Source organism: Aliiroseovarius sediminis, assembly GCF_022678485.1.
GTDB classification, from domain to species: Bacteria; Pseudomonadota; Alphaproteobacteria; order Rhodobacterales; family Rhodobacteraceae; genus Aliiroseovarius; species Aliiroseovarius sediminis.
Genome location: NZ_JALBYP010000026.1, coordinates 145,677 through 163,504, shown reverse-complemented (window position 1 = coordinate 163,504; position 17,828 = coordinate 145,677). Strand labels below are relative to the sequence as shown.

Genomic DNA, 17,828 nt, shown 5'->3' with positions numbered 1-17,828 from the left:
TGAGAGGGAGAGTGCCATGTCGTTGAAAGTCGCCATTCAGATGGATCCGATCGACCGCATTGATATAGATGCGGATAGTTCCTTTCGCATTGCGGAAGAAGCGCAGGCACGTGGGCACAGCCTGTTTTACTACACACCTGACCATCTGAGCTTTCGCGAAGGGCACGTTTTCGCTCGCGGCTGGCCGCTGACCGTTCGGCGTGAGAAAGGCAACCATTACACGTTGGGTGAACGAACGGACGTCGAGCTTAGCGATTTCGATGTCGTTTGGCTGCGGCAGGATCCACCTTTCGACATGGCCTATATCACCACCACACATATTCTTGAGATGATTCACCCGGCGACGTTGGTCGTGAATGATCCGTTCTGGGTGCGCAACCACCCCGAAAAGCTGCTGGTGTTGCAGTTTCCCGACCTGACGCCCCCCACGATGATTGCCCGTGATTTCGAGACGCTGAAATCGTTCAAGGCCAAACACGGCGATATCATCCTGAAACCGCTTTATGGCAACGGGGGCGCAGGCGTGTTCCGGCTGGACGCCAATGATCGCAACTTGGCTTCGCTGCATGAGCTTTTCGCCGGTATCAATCGCGAGCCGTTGATCGCGCAGAAATTTCTGTCCGATGTTGCCAGTGGCGACAAGCGAATCATCTTGGTGGACGGAGAGCCTGTGGGCGCCATCAACCGCGTCCCCGCGGAAGGGGAAACCCGGTCCAACATGCATGTTGGTGGTCGCCCTGAACAGATCGGCCTGACCGACCGCGACCACGAGATATGCGCTGCCATCGGCCCACTCTTGCGGGAAAAGGGGCAGGTGTTCGTCGGGATCGACGTGATTGGCGACTACCTGACCGAGATTAACCTGACCTCGCCCACGGGTATTGTTGAGCTTGAGCGATTTGACGGTATTAATGTGGCCGAAAAAATCTGGCAGGCGATTGAGGCGCGGCGAGTTTGAGCCTGCGACTTGCGGCCGCCAAACTTCTGTCGAGATATCTTCTCAAACCGCGGCTGCGCCGTTTGAATAACCCAGCAACCGCACGCCGCGAGTTTGAGTTCGCTGCGGACTGGTTCTTCCGCGCCCCGCCGTTTGCGTGGTATCGCGAGGTTGCGCTGACTGATGATCTTGATGTTCTTTGGATCGAAACGCGCCCCGCGACCCGGCCACCCCCCGATGATCAGGTCATTTTATACCTTCATGGGGGCGGCTTCGCGGCGGGGTCGCCTTGGACGCACCGTAAAATGTTGGCGCGGTTGTCTTGGCTGACAGGGCTGCGGATCTGCGCGCCCAATTATCGTAAAGCGCCCGAACATCCGTTCCCCGCAGCCGTTCAGGATTGCGAGGCTACGTATAAAGCTCTGATAGAAGCAGGCTATTTGCCGAAAAATATCATCATTGGCGGTGACAGTGCGGGTGGAGGGCTGACCTTTTCGGTGCTTGCGTGCATCAACGGGCAGTTGCCGCCGCCACGTGCGGTCTTTGCGTTTTCTCCCATTGTGGATTTGCGGTTCAGGTCGCCTTCGTTCGAGGAGAACAGGCACAAAGACTCACTTTTACCGTTTGAACGGCGTGATCTGGTCGTCGACAATTATTTGAGATCGGCTTCGGCAGATGATGTAGCTGCATCGCCGATCCTGCATGATTTCAACGCACCACCCCCCGCTTTCTTTCAGTTCTCGTCGACCGAAATCTTGCGCGATGAAAGTCTTCGCATGGCAGATAGGTTGCGGGCCGCAGGTGGGATGGTCGAATTGGACGAATGGCCGGATGCGCCCCACGTGTGGGTGATCTTGGATGGGTGGGTGCCCGAGGCGCGTACGGCGCTTACACGCGCAGCCGACTTTATCACCCGACAGTTTCGCGATGCGACACCAACCGAAAGCTCAGCGCCTCGGCAACATGTTTGCGCGTGATCTGTGGCGATTCTGCCAGATCGGCGATGGTGCGCGCGACCCGCAGGACACGGTGGTATCCGCGTGCCGACAGGCCGAACCGTTCCGATGCCTTCGCCAGTACATCGCGTCCCTCCTGATCCGGGCTGGCGAATTCGGTAAGTGTCCTGCCTTCGATATCGGCGTTCGTCGCGACGTCGTCCAGCCCATCATAGCGATCGGCCTGAATGGCACGGGCACGGGTGACACGTTGGGCGACGGCGGTTGAGGGCTCGCCATTGGCGGGCAGGTCCAGATCCTGAAATGTGACCGGTGGCACCTCGACCCGCATGTCGAACCGATCCAGAAGCGGGCCCGAAATGCGGCCCATATAATCCTCGCCACACAGCGGGGCGCGATTGCAGGCGCGGCTGGGGTCCGTCAGATATCCGCATTTGCATGGATTTGCCGCAGCGATCAGCAGAAAACGGCTGGGATATCGCACATGCGCATTGGCACGCGCGATGATCACGTCGCCTGTTTCAAGCGGTTGGCGCAGGGTTTCCAGGACTTGGCGGTTGAATTCAGGAAACTCATCCATGAACAGTACGCCATTATGGGCCAGGCTGATCTCGCCCGGTTTTGCGCCGCGTCCGCCACCAACAATCGCGGCCATAGAGGCGGTATGATGCGGCGCACGAAAGGGACGAGCTTGTGAAATGCCACCCCCTTCCAGAAGCCCCGACACAGAGTGAATCATCGAGGTTTCCAGCGCCTCGGGCGCGGACATGGGGGGCAGAAGGCCGGGCAGGCGCGCGGCCAGCATGGATTTTCCAGACCCCGGCGGGCCGACAAGCAGCAGGTGATGGCGACCCGCTGCGGCGATCTCAAGCGCTCTTTTGGCGCGTTCCTGCCCTTTTACATCGCGCAGGTCTTTCGTGGTTGTCTCGGTCGTGACCTTGCCGGGTTCAGCCACGGCCAGCGGGGATTGGCCGGTGAAATGCTGAAGAACCGCGGCAAGCGAGCCGGCGGCGTGCACTTTGGTCGCGCCGATCCACGCAGCCTCGGCGCCGCAGTCCTTCGGGCAGAACATCGACATATCTTTTTCAGCGGCCGCCAAGGCAGCGGGCAACGCGCCGACAACGGGCAGCAGAGTTCCGTCCAGTGCCAGTTCGCCAAGGGCGACCACATCTGCGATGTCTTCCCGCGCCAGAATGCCGGCTTCGGCCAGCAGCGCCATCGCGATGGGAAGGTCGAAGTGCGACCCCTCTTTCGGGATATCGGCTGGCGACAGGTTGATGACGATCTTGCGCGGGGGCAGGGCCAACCCCATGGCGGACAGGGCGGCACGTACCCGTTCGCGCGCTTCTGACACGGCCTTGTCGGGCAGGCCGACGATGGCAAAACTTGGCAGGCCCGGCGACAGCGCGCATTGCACCTCGACCAGCCGTGCGCGGATGCCTTCGAAAGCCACCGTATTGATGCGCGCGACCATGGCCCGCCCCTTTGCTTTATTCCGCCGGAAGCGTAGCGCGGCATGGTTACTGAATGGTTAATCGGTTTGAGTGGGCGTCTGGTTGATGAAACGGATCGCCCACTCCCGGCCATCCCAATCCAGTCGCGTGACCGACAGGGTGTCGATTTTATGACCGAGCGCGATATAGGGTGTCATGCTGCCCGCCCGTGCAATCTGGGTCAGGATCACGCCGAAATGGGCGACGGCAACAACATGGCGGTGGCCAGCTCTGTTGATCCGGTCGACCGCGCCTGCCACCCGCGCAGCCAACTGGTTCCAGCTTTCCCCGTTGGGGGCGACATGGTCGCCCGGGTCCTCCCAAAAGGCGCGGGAAAGCTCTGGGTCGCGATCGGATACCGCCTGCCAATGCAGCCCGTCCCAGTCGCCGAAATCAAACTCTCGCAGGGCGGATTGATGGGGCAGGCGGGTGCGCCCGGCCTCGACCGCATCCGCGGTGGCCACGGCGCGGATCAGGTCCGATGACACCAGTGCCGCGTCAGCAGGAAGCGCCCCGGACAGCCACGCCAGCGCCGCCCGGTCCGACAGATCGGCGGGCAGGTCGCGCCAGCCTACCATCGTATTCGCGTGGGTCGGGCCGTGGCGCACCCACCACCAACTGACCGCGTCAGTCATGGCGCGCCCTTGGGCAGACTGCCTTTCAGGCACAGCGGCAGCCCTGCCATTACGGTGATTACAAGGTCCGATTGCCGCGCGAGGCGCTGGTTTAATTCGCCCTGCGCTTGCCGAAACTTCCGCGCCAGCGCGTTTTCCGGCACGATGCCCGCGCCGACCTCGTTTGACACGATGACGACCGGGGCAGGGCAGTTGGTTAGTGCGCGCAGCAGCTGGCCTTCGGCGTCGGGCAGCTTCGTGCCTGCCAGCAGGTGGTTCGACAGCCACATGGTGGCGCAATCCAGCAAAATGACCTGTGTCGGGTCGGCTTGGCCCAAGGCGGGGGCCGGGTCCAAAGGGGCCTCGACTGTGCGCCATTGGGGACCACGCCTTGTTTGGTGATGTTCGATTTTTGCCGACATCTCGGCGTCATAGCTTTGCGCGGTCGCAATATAGACCAAGGGGCGCCCGGTGGTCGCGACCAGCCGTTCGGCATAGTCCGACTTGCCCGATGCCGCGCCGCCCAAAACCAGTGTCAGAGGGGGGAGTGTGACCGTCATGGCGATTGCCTAGCACTGCGACACGTGGTCCGCCAAGGCGAAACCGCTTGTAGCGTGGGCGAGCCGGTCCTAGCCTTATCGCATGAGATGGATTTCTTTGATCGCGACACTTCTCGCCCCGACAGTTGCGGTGTCTTCGGACGCCGTGCCAAGTGCCGATGATCTGGCGCTGATGGCTGCCGCTGATGTCGTGATCGTTGGCGAAACACACGACAATCCGGCCCATCACACGCTACAGGCCAGCATAGTTGCCACGCTGGACCCGGCGGCGCTGGTAATCGAGATGCTGACCCCCGATGAGGTGGTCAAGCTTGAGCAGGACAAGCCCGGATACCACGACACCTGGCAAGACAGCGGTTGGCCTGATTACGCCATGTATCTGCCGGTTTTCACTGCGTCTGATGCGCCGATCTTTGGTGCGGCAGTTCCACGAGAGGTGGCGCGCGCCAGTTATACCGAAGGTGTTGCGGCGCATTTCGACGGGGATGTTGCGTTGTTCGGACTGGATAAACCACTGCCGAAGGATCAGCACGACCTGCGGCTGGACCTTCAGTTTACAGCACATTGCGAGGCGATGCCGCGCGAAGCGCTTGGCGGGATGATCGAAGTGCAGCGCCTGCGGGACGCAACACTGGCCAAAGCGACGCTGGATGCGCTTGACGCACAGGGGCGTCCGGTGGTGATCATTACCGGAAACGGCCATGCCCGCGCGGATTGGGGCGTGCCGGCGTTTCTTAAACTGGTGCGGCCCGATCTTGACGTGATCACGATTGGGCAGGGCGAAGACGGGCACCCGCCGGGTGGCAGGTTCGACCTGATCTACGATGCGCCCAGCATTGATCGCCCAGATCCCTGCGACACTTTCAAGTGATACGCCGGGCATCTGCCCATTGAACCCACGGCCCCTGTCCCGTAACTGTTTCAAGAACCGTTCTGGGGGACGCATATGCTGGCTGGAAAACACATTCTTCTGATCATCGGCGGCGGGATTGCCGCATTCAAGGCGCTTGACCTGATCCGCCGACTGCGCGAACGCGGCGCTGCGGTCACGCCGGTTCTGACCCGTGCAGGGCAGGAATTCGTCACGCCCCTGTCGGCGTCGGGACTGGCAGCGCAGAAGGTTTACACCGACCTGTTCGATCTGACGGACGAGGCCGAGATGGGGCATATCGAACTCAGCCGCGCCGCCGATCTGGTGGTGGTGGCGCCCGCCACGGCGGATCTGTTGGGCAAGATGGCCGGTGGGCTGGCCAATGATCTTGCCTCGACCCTTCTGATGGCGACGGACAAGCGCGTGTTGGTCGCGCCTGCAATGAACGTGCGGATGTGGGACCACCCTGCCAACCAACGCAATGTAGCGACCTTGAAGAGCGATGGCGTGCTGTTTGTCGGCCCCACCGATGGCGCGATGGCCTGTGGCGAATTCGGACCGGGCCGCATGTCGGAACCCCTTGATATCGTCGCCGCTGTCGAAGCCGCTTTGATGGACGGGCCGCTGAAGGGCAAGCATGTCCTCGTCACCTCTGGCCCGACACATGAACCGATCGACCCGGTGCGTTATATTGCCAACCGGTCGTCCGGCGCGCAGGGAACGGCGCTTGCCCGCGCGCTGTCGGCGTTGGGCGCTGATGTGACGTTCATCACCGGCCCCGCCGATGTGCCGCCGCCCGAAGGGGTAAACGTGGTGCAAGTGCAGACCGCGCAACAAATGCTTGAGGCCGTGCAGGCCGCCCTGCCCGCAGACGCCGCTGTGTTTGCGGCGGCGGTAGCGGATTGGCGTGTCGCGACGGCCTCGGATCGAAAGATCAAGAAGGACCGAAATGGCAGCTTGCCAGCGCTGGAGTTCGCTGAAAACCCCGACATTTTGGCTACAATCAGCCAGATGAGGAAGGGCCGCCCCGGTCTGGTCGTCGGGTTTGCTGCTGAAACCAACGACGTGATCGAAAACGCCACCGCCAAACGCGACCGAAAGGGCTGTGATTGGATCGTTGCCAATGATGTCAGCCCCGAGACCGGCATCATGGGCGGGTCAGAGAACGCGGTAACTTTGATCTCGGATCAAGGGGCCGAGGACTGGCCCCGCATGGGCAAAGATGATGTGGCCCGCCAGTTGGCTGCACGGATTGCCGCCGTGATTGCGGGGGATGCGTGATGCCCACGATCAACGTCATGCGCGAGGATGACGCCGACGCCGCCCTACCGCTGCCCGCCTATGAAACAACGGGCGCGGCGGGAGCCGACCTGCGCGCGAACCTGCCCGTGAGTGACCGCGCCGACGGTTGGACGCTGGCACCAATGCAGCGGCGCATTGTGCCAACCGGGCTGCGCGTCGAAATCCCTGATGGGTTTGAAATGCAGATCCGCCCCCGGTCGGGCCTTGCCGCCAAACATGGCGTGACGCTGGTCAATACCCCCGGCACGATCGACAGCGATTATCGCGGCCCGCTTGGGGTGATTATGATCAACCTCGGGACCGAGCCGTTCAACATCGGTCACGGCGACCGGATCGCGCAAGCGGTCATCGCCCCGGTGGTGCAAGCGACATACACTCAGGTCGCCGCCCTGTCCGATACCGCGCGCGGTGGCGGCGGGTTCGGATCAACCGGGCGCGGATGATCGGAGGCGATTGTGATCTGGATACTGATCTGGGCAGCTGTGATTTGGGTCGGCGGTGGTTTCGCGGGCCTTAGCCTTGGGCGCCGCTGGCAACTGACCGCACTGTTGGGTGCGGTCGTGTTGCTGAGCCATCTGGTGTTGCCCGAAAGCGCGGGCATCCGTCAGGCGCTGGGCGGCAATTTCACATCTTGGGCAGTGTTGTTCGCCGTTATCGCACTGGGCGCACTTTACGGGCGCGGGGTGGCGTGGCTGAAGGCACGCGCGCCCAAACCCGCCACTGCCGACGCCGATGATGGCCCCTTCACGGATACCGAGCTGAACCGATACGCCCGCCACATCGTCCTGCGCGAAATCGGAGGGCCGGGGCAGGTCGCCCTGAAAAATGCGCGTGTGCTGGTGGTGGGGGCGGGTGGGCTGGGCTCGCCCGTCCTACTGTATCTGGCCGCCGCCGGTGTGGGCACGATTGGTGTGATCGACGATGATGTGGTCGATAACTCGAACCTGCAACGGCAGGTCATCCATCGCGATGCTGACATTGGCGTTCCCAAGGTCTTTTCCGCAGAAGCAGCGATGCGCGCGCAAAACCCCGCGATTTCTGTCCGGCCCTATCAGCGCCGCCTGACGGACGACATCGCCGAGGAGTTGCTGGCCGACTATGATCTGGTGCTGGAAGGCACGGACAACTTTGAAACGCGCTATTTGGTGAATCGGACCGCTGCAAAGCTGGGAAAACCGATGATCGGCGGGGCGCTGAGCCAATGGGAAGGTCAGGTATCGACCTTCGATCCGGCAAGCGGGGCGCCCTGTTATCAATGCGTCTTTCCCGAAGCCCCCGCGCCCGACCTTGCCCCCAGTTGCTCGGAAGCGGGCGTGATCGGCCCCTTGCCCGGCATCATTGGCACGATCATGGCGACCGAAGCGATCAAGGAAATTACCGGCGCGGGCGAGGGGCTGCGCGGACGGATGCTGATCTATGATGCGCTGTATGCCGAAACGCGGGTGATCCGCACGAAGAAACGCCCCGATTGTCCCTGCTGTGCCTGATCTGAAGCTTGCCCCGCTGTCGGTCGAGGATGCCCCGGACTTACTTGCGTTCGAGGTGGCGAACCGCCTGTGGTTCGAACAGCGCGTCGGCCCGCGGCCCGACAGCTATTGGAAGCTCGACACCCTGACGCAGGTTGTCCGTGAGCAGGTTGAAGCTGGCGAGATGATGTATTTGTTGAAGCGGGGCGGCCGGATCATGGGGCGCGTGAACCTGACGGCGCTGGACGAGGGTGTGGCGCAGTTGGGTTATCGTATCGGTCAGGCACATACGGGGCAGGGGGTTGCCACACTTGCAGTTGCCATGGCCTGCGACAAGGCACGAGATCGTGGGATTTGGGCGCTTGAGGCGCGGGTGGCGCTGAAAAATCTGGCCTCAAAACGGGTATTGCAGAAATCCGGGTTCATCTGCACTGGTCACACGGTTATCGGCGATCTGGAATGTGAAACCTTCCGTCGCGATCTTGATCACGACTGACCCTTGGGCGGCTTGCTCTCTGGTAATTCGTGCCTGCGCCACATAGCTTCTGAGCAAAGGAGATTTCCCCATGACCAATCCGCTTCTGACTGACTGGAACACGCTGTTTGACCTGCCGCCCTTCGATGCGATCAAGGATGAACATTTCGAGCCCGCGTTCGACGCCGGATTGGAAGACACACGGGGCGCCATTCGCAAGATCACTGAAAACACTGATGCCCCGACCTTCGCCAACACCATTGACGCGCTGGAGCTATCTGATGCCCTGCTGGATCGCGTCCTTAGCGTATTCTATAACGTCGCAGGTGCCGACAGCACGCCTGCGCGAGAGGATTTGCAGCGCAAGTTTGCCCCGCGTCTGGCCGCTTTTTCGTCCGAAGTCATGATGAACGAAGCCCTGTTCGCGCGGATCGAGGCGCTGTGGCAGGCCCGTGATAGCCTTGATCTGACCGACGAACAGGCGCGGGTGCTGATGCTGACGCGTCGCCGGTTCGTGCGGTCGGGCGCGCAGTTGCAAGGGGCGGATCGCGACCGGTTGAAAGAGGTGCAGCAAAGGCTGGCAAGCCTTGGGACCGAGTTCACCCAGAACCTTCTTTCGGATGAGCGGACATGGTTCATGCCGTTGGATGAAAGCGATCTGGCTGGGTTGCCCGATTTCGTCATCAATGCCGCCCGTGCGGCAGGGGCCGAGAAAGAATGCGATGGTCCGGCCGTCACGCTGGCCCGATCAGTGATCACGCCCTTCCTGCAGCACTCGCCGCGCCGCGATCTGCGCAAGACGGCCTATCTGGCCTATACCGCCCGTGGCGCCAATGGGGGCGGCACCGACAACCGCGCGATTGCCACCGAAACGCTTGCCCTGCGCGAAGAACGCGCGCGGCTGTTGGGCTATGACAATTTCGCGCAGTTCAAACTGGAAACCGAGATGGCAGGCCACCCCGACCGGGTGCGCGATTTGTTGATGCAGGTCTGGGAACCCGCCCGGAAAGCCGCGGTGGCGGATGCGGAGCGAATGACAGAAATGCTACATTCTGATGGGCATAATGGGGATCTTGAGCCTTGGGACTGGCACTTTTACGCGGAACGGCGCCGCGAGGCCGAACATGACTTGGACGAGGCCGAGATCAAGCCCTACTTGCAACTGGACCGGATGATCGAAGCCGCGTTCGACACCGCGCATCGGCTGTTCGGGCTTGAATTCGCGCCGCTTGATGTCTCGCTTTATCATCCTGATGCCCGCGCGTGGGAGGTGACGCGGGATGGCAAGCATCTTGCCGTGTTCATCGGCGATTATTTCGCGCGCGGGTCGAAACGGTCTGGTGCGTGGTGTTCGGCGATCCGCAGTCAGCAAAAGCTGGCAGATGACATTCGTCCGGTGGTCGTCAATGTGTGCAACTTCGCCAAACCCGAAGCGGGGCAGGCGGCGCTGTTGTCATGGGACGATGCGCGCACCTTGTTCCATGAATTCGGCCACGCGCTGCACCAGATGCTGTCGGATGTGACATATCCTTCGATTTCGGGCACGTCCGTGGCGCGCGACTTCGTGGAACTGCCCAGCCAGCTTTATGAACACTGGCTTGAGGTGCCCGAGGTGCTTGGGAAATTCGCGACCCATGCCGACACCGGTCAGCCAATGCCACCCGCGCTTTTGCAGCGGCTTCTGGCAGCCTCGACCCACGATATGGGGTTTCAGACGGTTGAATTCCTGTCCTCGGCCTTGGTGGACCTCGATTTTCACGATGGCCCTGCGCCCAAGGATGCAATGGCCGCGCAAGAGGCGACACTTGACCGGATCGGGATGCCCGCCGCAATCAGGATGCGCCATGCGACGCCGCACTTTGCGCATGTGTTTGCAGGCGACGGTTATTCATCCGGCTATTACAGCTATATGTGGTCCGAGGTGATGGACGCAGACGCGTTCGACGCATTCAAGGAAACCGGCGATGCGTTTGATCCCGAAATGGCGCAGAAGCTGCACGACCATATCCTGTCCAAAGGCGGCTCGGTCGAGGCGGAAGACCTTTACACCGCCTTCCGCGGACGGTTGCCGGGGGTTGAAGCACTTCTGAAAGGCCGCGGGTTGGCGGAAACCTAAGACCGGCGTGAGGGGTCGTCGGGGTGGGGCGTTACCCCGACCGGGTCTTTGTGGATCATCACGTCCGTATCGGGAAAGGTGTGCAGGATCGCCCGGCGCAGGCTTGCTCCAATCGCGTGGGCATCATTCAGGCTTTGCTCGCCGTCCAGCTCGATATGCATGTTGATAAAGGTGATCGACCCGGACCGACGTGTTTTCAGGTCGTGATACCCTTGAACGCCAGGATGGGCGCGGGCGATTTCCTCGACCCCGGCGACAAGATCTGGGTCGGCGGCATGGTCCATCAGGCCGTCCCACGCTGTTCTGAAAATACGCGCGGCACCGACAACCAGCATGATTGCAGCACCGATTGCGACGATGCTGTCGATTGCCTCCATCGCAAATAAATGGGCCGCCCAGAGCGACAGAATGGCACCGATATTGGGGATCAAATCGCCAAGATAATGCAGGCTGTCGGCTTTCACGACCGCAGACCCGGTTTGGCCAGCCACATGACGTTGCCACAGAACCAGCGCCAACGTCAGGCCGATTGACACGACCATGACGGCGATGCCGCGATGGTGGGCCATGATTGGCGCCGGCTCGCCCGACAACAGCCGCGCAATGGCGGCCCAAGTGATAATCCCGGCGGATGCCATGATAAACAGGCTTTGACCAAGGGCGGCCAAGTCTTCAGCGGCGGAATGTCCGAAGGCGTGGTCGTCATCGGCGGGTCGCGCGGCATACCAGATCGCGACCAGCGCCCCCAAAGACACCATCAGGTCAAGCGCGCTGTCGGCCAGAGACGCGGCAACGGACAGCGATTGCGTCTGCCCCAAGGCCCACAGTTTCAACGCCACCAGTGTTACCGCCACAAGGGCGGATGCGATGCCGGCGGAAAGGTTCAATCTGGTGCGGGTGTCGGTCATGATGTCGGGCTAGCCCATCACGCGCGACAGGTGCAAGTGAAACGAGCGGGTCAGTCGATCACCTCGTTCGGACGCACCCCCCACAGGTTGCCCTTAGACGTCCAGCCACGGATGCCGTCGGCCTTCACCCGGCACCAATCCACACCGCAAGTGTCGATGCGGGCGATCACGCCGGCCTCAAGGTATGCGTCGACCTGGCTGTTTTCATCGGCGCGGTTGTACAGCGGGCTGAGGTCGGCATCGACAATGGCGGTACGCGCGCCCGACAGCAGCGAATAATGCACCCAGCCGCCCATACCGTCGCGGTCGCGCACCTGCCGCCAATGGCCGAACTCTCCGATGATTTCCAGGGGCATTCCGGGGTGTTTGAAGACCCAGTCAATGCGATGGCTCAGCGAGGGGCCGCGACGTACGTTGCCTTCTGACGTTTTCAGCGACACGAACCGGGGAATCGGAAGATTGGTCACGGACCCGCGTGCCGGATCAGCTTTCGCATCGTCGGCGTGGGCCGACCCCTGCCAAAGCATTGAAACGATGGCAATTGCCACCGCTGCCAGCGTGCTGGATAACCGCATTTTCGTCCTCATCGCCTGCTGCAACCGATCGCGTGCGCAATTTTCTTTCGTTTGCGTCTCGGCGGCGCTTGTGCCTTGCCTCTTTCCTTGTCACTTTGTCAGGGAGATGCGCAAAAGAAAAGCTAAAGGGAGGGCGGGCATGGCCGCTGAACGTCTGAGTGTTGTTGTCACGCGACGGTTGCCCGAGGTCGTCGAGACCCGGATGACGGAACTTTTCGATGTCGAGCTTCGGGATGATGACACCCCGATGACCCGCGCAGAACTGGCCGAGGCAATGGCACGTTGCGATGTGCTGGTTCCCACGATCAACGATCAGATCGACGCCAATATGCTGGCCGGTGCGGGCGAACGGTTGCGGCTGATCGCGAATTATGGTGCTGGCGTTGATCACATTGATGTGGCATCGGCGCGGCAGCGCGGCATTTTGGTGTCAAACACCCCCGGCGTGTCGGCGGATGACACCGCCGATATGGCCATCGCGCTGATCCTGGCTGTGACACGGCGGTTCCCCGAAGGTATTCGTCTGATGGCGTCGGGCAAGTGGGAAGGCTGGTCGCCCACTGCGCTGTTGGGCCATCGCATTCAGGGGCGGCGCGTTGGCATTCTTGGCATGGGCCGGATTGGGCAGGCGGTTGCGACACGCGCGCGCGCGTTCGGGATGCAGGTGCATTATCACAACCGCAAGCGCGTTCACGCCAAGATCGAGGAACAGTTAGAAGCAACCTATTGGGAAAGCCTTGACCAGATGGTTGCGCGGATGGATGTGCTGTCGATCAACTGCCCGCACACGCCATCGACCTTCCATCTGATGAACGCCCGCCGGTTGAAGCTGATGAAGCCTGATGCGGTGATCGTGAATACTTCGCGCGGGGAGGTCATCGACGAAAACGCCCTGACCCGAATGCTGCGTGCTGAGGATATCGCGGGGGCCGGGCTTGATGTTTACGAACACGGCAACGAAATCAACCCGCGCCTGCGTGATCTGCCCAATGTCGTGGCCTTGCCGCATATGGGGTCGGCGACTGTCGAAGGGCGGATCGAGATGGGCGAGAAGGTGCTGATCAACATCAAGACCTTCGCTGACGGGCATCGTCCGCCCGATCAGGTTGTACCGGGGATGCTGTAAGGTCACGCGATTCGTATGATGGGACGTCTGATCCTGATTGCCGGGATGTTGGTGGTGCTGGGCACGGCTGGTTGTGCCCGCAAACTCTCGGACACCGAGGTTGAGATGTCGCAACTGGTGTTTGGTGACAGTCTGGACACCGACAAGGTGCGGGTGCGTGCGGGCATCGGCGTTCTGCCCTTGCCGAAAGCCAAGCCGATCCCGGACGATGCGCCCAAGCAGGACGCGCGCAAGCTGCCCAAGGGAGTCTGCGACCGGGTGCCCCAGCCAGATCGCAAGATCGAGTTTCCGGCAGGCTTTGTCTTGTGGAACCAAGTATTCCTGAAGCGCGATCTTTATCGGGACGATATGTTCGAAGGTTGGCCCGAAAGCCTGCCGATGCCCCACGCCCTTTTGATGATGCACGAGCTTGTGCATGTCTGGCAGTGGCAAAACCGCGAGCTTACGGGATACACGCCGTTCCGGTCGGGGGCCGAAAGCCTGCGCCCCGGCGATCCCTATTACTGGCCGGGGCGCGAGCCGGGGGCCTATTTGTCTTATGGGTTTGAGGCGCAGGCCGCGATGGTCGAAGATTACATGTGCATGACCCTGTTTGACCCAACGAACCCGCGCCGCGCCGATCTGGCCACCCTGATCGGCCCGGTGCTGCCCGTCACCCGGCTGGGCGACGCGCTGGGGCGCTGAAACTGGCTGCAATGTCGTTTTTCCGCAGGCAAAGGTCGGGCTGGCTTGGCACGGTTGCTGACCGTGCGCCATGTATGTTGCAACGCATATGCCCGAAGGGAGTCGCCCCATGAAAACCCAAGTCAAAGCTCTTGTTGTCGGCGGTGGTGCCGTTGGCACCTCGATTGCCTATCACCTTGCAAAAGCGGGCTGGGATGATGTGATGTTGCTGGAACGTGACGAGCTGACATCCGGGTCCACTTGGCATGCGGCTGGCCTGCTGCCTTTGTTCAACATGTCGTTTGCAACGACCCACATCCACGATTACTCGGTCAAGTTTTACAAGACGCTGGAAGAAGAAACCGGGCTGAACGCTGGCTTTGCCGTGGTCGGCAACCTGCGTATGGCGCAGACGGACGAGCGTATGGATGAATACATGCTCTATGCCACAACCGCGGAAACCGTGGGCGTGCCTTACGAGTGGCTGACACCCGACGAGATCAAGGCCCGCTGGCCTCTGATTGAAACGTCCGACCTGAAGGGCGCGCTGTATCACAACACCGACGGCTACATTAACCCAGCAGATGTAACGCAAGCGATGGCCAAGGGCGCGCGCCAACGCGGCGTCGAGATTGTGCGCAAATGGCAAGCAGATGCGTATCACTGGAACGGCACGCATTGGGAAGTCACCTGCACGAAGATGGTCGAAAAAGGCGGCAACCTTGTGCCTTCTGACGAACAAATCGTCATCACCGCTGAACATGTCGTCACCGCGAGCGGAAACCACGCCCAGACCACCGCCAAGAAACTGGGCATCAAGATCCCGGCGATCCCGGTCGAACACCAATTTATCGTGATGGACAAAGACCCCGAGCTGGTGAAATACCGCGCCGAAGGCGGGGCAGAGCACCCCGTTGTTCGCGATGCCGACGCGCAGTCCTATGTCCGCGAAGAACGCGGCGGCTGGATTTTGGGAGTCTACGAGAAAAATGCACCTGCCTGCTTTAAATACGGTGTGCCCGACAGCTTCCGCGCCGACCTGTTCCCGCTCGATCTGGCACGGATCGAGGAACAATACATGGCTATGATCCACCGGGTTCCGTCCTGCGAGGAAAGCGGGCTAAAAGACGATTTCAACGGTCCGATTTGCTACACACCTGACGGCAACCCGCTGGTTGGTCCCGCCCCCGGTCTGCGCAATATGTGGTTGGCGGAAGGGTTCAGCTTCGGGATCACCGCGGCAGGCGGCACGGGCTATTACCTTGCCCAGATGATGGTCGATGGCGAGGCCGAGATCGACATGGCCGCGCTTGACCCGAAACGTTACTCGTCCAACTGGATGACGACAGAATTTGCCGCTCGCAAGAACGAAGAATGCTATGAGCATGTCTATATCCTGCACCACCCGGACGAAGAACGCCCGGTAGCACGGCCCCTGCGTACATCGCCCGCCTATGACCGGCAGAAGGAAAAAGGTGCGCAGTTTGGATGGGTTAACGGGTGGGAACGTCCGAACTACTATGGCCCGCTGGATGCGCCGGAGAATTTTGACCACGACGCGCGCAGTTTCCGCCGGGGCGGTTGGTGGCAATATGCGGTCGAAGAAGCGAAAGCGATCCGCGAAGGTGTCGGCCTTATCGACGCCACTGCGTTCACCAAGCATGTGGTCAAAGGGCCGGGCGCGACCGAGTTTCTGGATTGGTTCACCTGCAACAAGCTGCCCAAGGTCGGTCGGATCAACTTGACCTATGCCCTGACGGCGGCAGGGACCACGCGCACCGAATACACCATCGTGCGGATGAAAGAGCATGAGTATTATCTGGTCTCGGCAGGCGCGTGGACGGAATATGACGCCGATTTCATGCGCAAAGCCGCCGAAGATAAGATGGATGAATTCGGCTACATCGAGATCCAGGACGTGACCACGCAGTGGGGCGTGTTCGCCATCGCCGGGCCAAAGTCGCGTGATGTGTTGAACGAGGTGATTAAGGACGCAGACCCCGAAACCGCCCTGTCAAACAAACGTTTCCCGTGGCTGACGGCCCGTCAGATCGAGCTGGGCATGTGCCCGGTGAACGCGATCCGCGTCGCCTATACCGGCGAGCTTGGGTGGGAACTTCACCACCCGATCGAGATGCAGAATTACCTGTGGGATTTGTTAATGGCGGCGGGTGAAAAGCACGGTATGAAACTGGTCGGCGCGCGGGCGCAAAACTGGTTACGACAGGAAAAATCCTATCGCGCATTTGGCACCGAACTTGGCCGGGATGCCACCCCGCAAGAGGCTGACCTGCCGCGCTTCATTGACCTGGAAAAAGACTTCCACGGCAAGGACGAAATGGTCGCCAAGGGCATACGTTCGAAATGCGTCACGCTTCTAATCGACGGGCCGGATGATGCGGACCCGTGGGGCCGCGAGGCGCTTTATGATGGGGATACCAAGGTGGGTCGCCTGACCTCGGGCGGCTATTCGGTCGCGTTCGGGAAGTCCATTGGCATGGGGTATGTCATGCCTGAACTGGCCGTTCCGGGCACCAAGTTGAAAATCAAGATGTTTGACAAGTTGTGGGATGCCGAAATCACTGTGGACAGCCCCTATGATCCCAAGAACGACGCGATCCGCAAGGACGGCTGAGGTATCAAATATTCAACAGAATGGCCCTCTGACGGGGCCATTTTCGGTTTCTTGTCACACAGCGATCAGATGATTGTCCCATGCCAAGTCGGGGCTGACGGGGATGGGGGTTTCGACCCCGTTTGCGCGATGTACCATGCCGCCGTCGCAGGTGATGGTCAGTCCGCCATCGGGCGCAGGGGCGACGCCTGACGCGGTGCTGTGATGCGCCCATCCGTGCGGCTGACCGTCTGCATCGAAATAGATCACGGTGCTGCCTTTCGGTCCAGTGACGGCGATATCTCCGGTTTGGGGGCAGACGGCCACAGATCCCGCATAGTTTTTCAGACGCGCCTGATCGGGGTGGGGCAGAAACGCAGCTTGGCCGCCCGGCGTGTTGCGCAAGACCAGCGGCACCTGTTTGGTTGGCGGGCCTTGCCATTGAAGGGCAGCCACGACATTCCCAATGTCGTCCAACGCAATATGGCGGATCGAGTTCTGGTGCATCACGCCGGTCAGTTCTGTTTGGTCGTGGATGGTCCCGTTGTCAGAAAGATAGGTCAGGTTGGTCTGCATGGTCGGCAGGTTCAGCTTGGCCCGCGCCATTTCAGGGTGGGTCTGGATACCACCGTTGGCGACCGCGAACCCGCCATCCGGCAAGCGCAGGATTTCGTGGGGACCAATGCCACCCGATGGCACCTCGCCCAATCGTCGATAGCCGTCACTCGCGTCCCAGATCCCCAGCACACCGGCGGGCGCGTCGAAATTATTCTCGGTCGTGAAAAGTGTTTTCCCGTCAGACGAAAATGCGCCGTGCCCATAGAAGTGGCGCCCCTTGGGGCTTTGCAGCCGCGCGACTTCTTGTCCCGCTGCGCAGTCGATTATGATGGCGAAACGACCGGGGCGGCGGGCGAAGGCGACCGCTTCGGGCGCGCGTGGGTTGACCGCTGCTGCATGGCCGCGGCTGGGGATCGGGATGTCAAACACCACGTCGCCGTGCCGGGTCAGGCCAACCAACCATGACGACAGATCCGCGCGGTTTGCGGCCGTGATAAAATCCGGCGCGCCCGCTGCTGCCCAAGCCTGCGACGTGATGCTGCCAAGGCCAAGGCTGGCGCATGCGCCAGCCAGAAAATGACGCCGCTTCATTGC

General features: G+C 61.2%; 17 protein-coding genes. 11 read left to right on the top strand and 6 right to left on the bottom strand.

The window, feature by feature from the left end:
• The first annotated feature begins 16 nt into the window (after positions 1–16).
• Together gshB and MN186_RS07275 are read left to right on the top strand one after the other, a co-directional pair.
• On the top strand, positions 17–958 hold the full coding sequence (gene gshB / locus MN186_RS07280) for a glutathione synthase (RefSeq protein WP_242113711.1): 942 nt from the start codon (positions 17–19) through the stop codon (positions 956–958).
• A gap of 62 nt (positions 959–1,020) precedes the next feature.
• The gene (locus MN186_RS07275; protein ID WP_242113710.1) at positions 1,021–1,914 is read left to right on the top strand and encodes an alpha/beta hydrolase; all 894 of its coding nucleotides are present in this window, start codon (positions 1,021–1,023) and stop codon (positions 1,912–1,914) included.
• On the opposite strand, the gene MN186_RS07270 is transcribed toward MN186_RS07275, so the two are convergent.
• Genes MN186_RS07270 through cobU form a run of 3 tightly spaced genes read right to left on the bottom strand, consistent with a single transcriptional unit; the run spans position 1,847 to position 4,560 of the window.
• Entirely contained in the window at positions 1,847–3,367 is a 1,521-nt protein-coding gene (locus MN186_RS07270; RefSeq protein ID WP_242113709.1) for a YifB family Mg chelatase-like AAA ATPase, read from the bottom strand. The two genes, MN186_RS07275 and MN186_RS07270, sit on opposite strands and share 68 nt — an antisense overlap.
• A gap of 57 nt (positions 3,368–3,424) precedes the next feature.
• Positions 3,425–4,021, bottom strand: coding sequence for a histidine phosphatase family protein (locus tag MN186_RS07265; RefSeq protein ID WP_242113708.1), 597 nt, complete (start codon positions 4,019–4,021; stop codon positions 3,425–3,427).
• Positions 4,018–4,560: a bifunctional adenosylcobinamide kinase/adenosylcobinamide-phosphate guanylyltransferase gene (cobU, locus tag MN186_RS07260; RefSeq protein WP_242113707.1), complete on the bottom strand. Its 543-nt coding sequence runs from the start codon at positions 4,558–4,560 to the stop codon at positions 4,018–4,020. The genes MN186_RS07265 and cobU overlap by 4 nt, the downstream gene beginning before the upstream one ends.
• 82 nt (positions 4,561–4,642) lie before the next feature.
• Here cobU and MN186_RS07255 point away from each other — a divergent pair, with 82 nt between their 5' ends.
• The 6 genes from MN186_RS07255 to MN186_RS07230 all read left to right on the top strand — a co-directional run bounded on the left by MN186_RS07255 (position 4,643) and on the right by MN186_RS07230 (position 10,790).
• The gene (locus MN186_RS07255) at positions 4,643–5,431 is read left to right on the top strand and encodes a ChaN family lipoprotein (RefSeq protein ID WP_242113706.1); all 789 of its coding nucleotides are present in this window, start codon (positions 4,643–4,645) and stop codon (positions 5,429–5,431) included.
• Between the two features lie 75 nt (positions 5,432–5,506).
• Positions 5,507–6,712, top strand: a complete 1,206-nt coding sequence (coaBC, locus tag MN186_RS07250; protein WP_242113705.1) for a bifunctional phosphopantothenoylcysteine decarboxylase/phosphopantothenate--cysteine ligase CoaBC — start codon at positions 5,507–5,509, stop codon at positions 6,710–6,712.
• Complete coding sequence (gene dut / locus MN186_RS07245; protein WP_255743916.1) at positions 6,712–7,176, top strand: dUTP diphosphatase; 465 nt, start codon at positions 6,712–6,714, stop codon at positions 7,174–7,176. The genes coaBC and dut overlap by 1 nt, the downstream gene beginning before the upstream one ends.
• 12 nt (positions 7,177–7,188) lie before the next feature.
• Positions 7,189–8,220 (top strand): HesA/MoeB/ThiF family protein, encoded by a 1,032-nt coding sequence (locus MN186_RS07240; RefSeq protein ID WP_242113703.1) that lies wholly within the window; start codon positions 7,189–7,191, stop codon positions 8,218–8,220.
• Entirely contained in the window at positions 8,213–8,695 is a 483-nt protein-coding gene (locus MN186_RS07235; protein ID WP_242113702.1) for a GNAT family N-acetyltransferase, read from the top strand. Before MN186_RS07240 ends, MN186_RS07235 begins: the two co-directional genes overlap by 8 nt.
• A 70-nt stretch (positions 8,696–8,765) precedes the next feature.
• Entirely contained in the window at positions 8,766–10,790 is a 2,025-nt protein-coding gene (locus tag MN186_RS07230; protein WP_242113701.1) for a M3 family metallopeptidase, read from the top strand.
• On the opposite strand, the gene MN186_RS07225 is transcribed toward MN186_RS07230, so the two are convergent.
• Both MN186_RS07225 and MN186_RS07220 read right to left on the bottom strand, forming a co-directional pair.
• Positions 10,787–11,698: a cation diffusion facilitator family transporter gene (locus MN186_RS07225; protein ID WP_242113700.1), complete on the bottom strand. Its 912-nt coding sequence runs from the start codon at positions 11,696–11,698 to the stop codon at positions 10,787–10,789. The two genes, MN186_RS07230 and MN186_RS07225, sit on opposite strands and share 4 nt — an antisense overlap.
• Before the next feature lie 50 nt (positions 11,699–11,748).
• Positions 11,749–12,273: an SH3 domain-containing protein gene (locus tag MN186_RS07220; protein ID WP_420838907.1), complete on the bottom strand. Its 525-nt coding sequence runs from the start codon at positions 12,271–12,273 to the stop codon at positions 11,749–11,751.
• Positions 12,274–12,412: 139 nt separating this feature from the next.
• On the opposite strand from MN186_RS07220, the gene MN186_RS07215 reads away from it, so the two are divergent.
• The 3 genes from MN186_RS07215 to MN186_RS07205 all read left to right on the top strand — a co-directional run bounded on the left by MN186_RS07215 (position 12,413) and on the right by MN186_RS07205 (position 16,697).
• Positions 12,413–13,399: a 2-hydroxyacid dehydrogenase gene (locus MN186_RS07215; RefSeq protein WP_242113699.1), complete on the top strand. Its 987-nt coding sequence runs from the start codon at positions 12,413–12,415 to the stop codon at positions 13,397–13,399.
• A 15-nt stretch (positions 13,400–13,414) separates the two neighbouring features.
• Positions 13,415–14,083 carry a hypothetical protein gene (locus MN186_RS07210; protein ID WP_242113698.1) on the top strand — a complete coding sequence of 223 codons (669 nt, stop codon included), beginning with the start codon at positions 13,415–13,417 and terminating at the stop codon, positions 14,081–14,083.
• Positions 14,084–14,192: 109 nt separating this feature from the next.
• On the top strand, positions 14,193–16,697 hold the full coding sequence (locus MN186_RS07205; RefSeq protein ID WP_242113697.1) for a GcvT family protein: 2,505 nt from the start codon (positions 14,193–14,195) through the stop codon (positions 16,695–16,697).
• A 54-nt stretch (positions 16,698–16,751) separates the two neighbouring features.
• Here MN186_RS07205 and MN186_RS07200 read toward each other — a convergent pair whose 3' ends face one another.
• Positions 16,752–17,825, bottom strand: a complete 1,074-nt coding sequence (locus tag MN186_RS07200; RefSeq protein ID WP_242113696.1) for a DUF1513 domain-containing protein — start codon at positions 17,823–17,825, stop codon at positions 16,752–16,754.
• Positions 17,826–17,828: the final 3 nt, after the last annotated feature.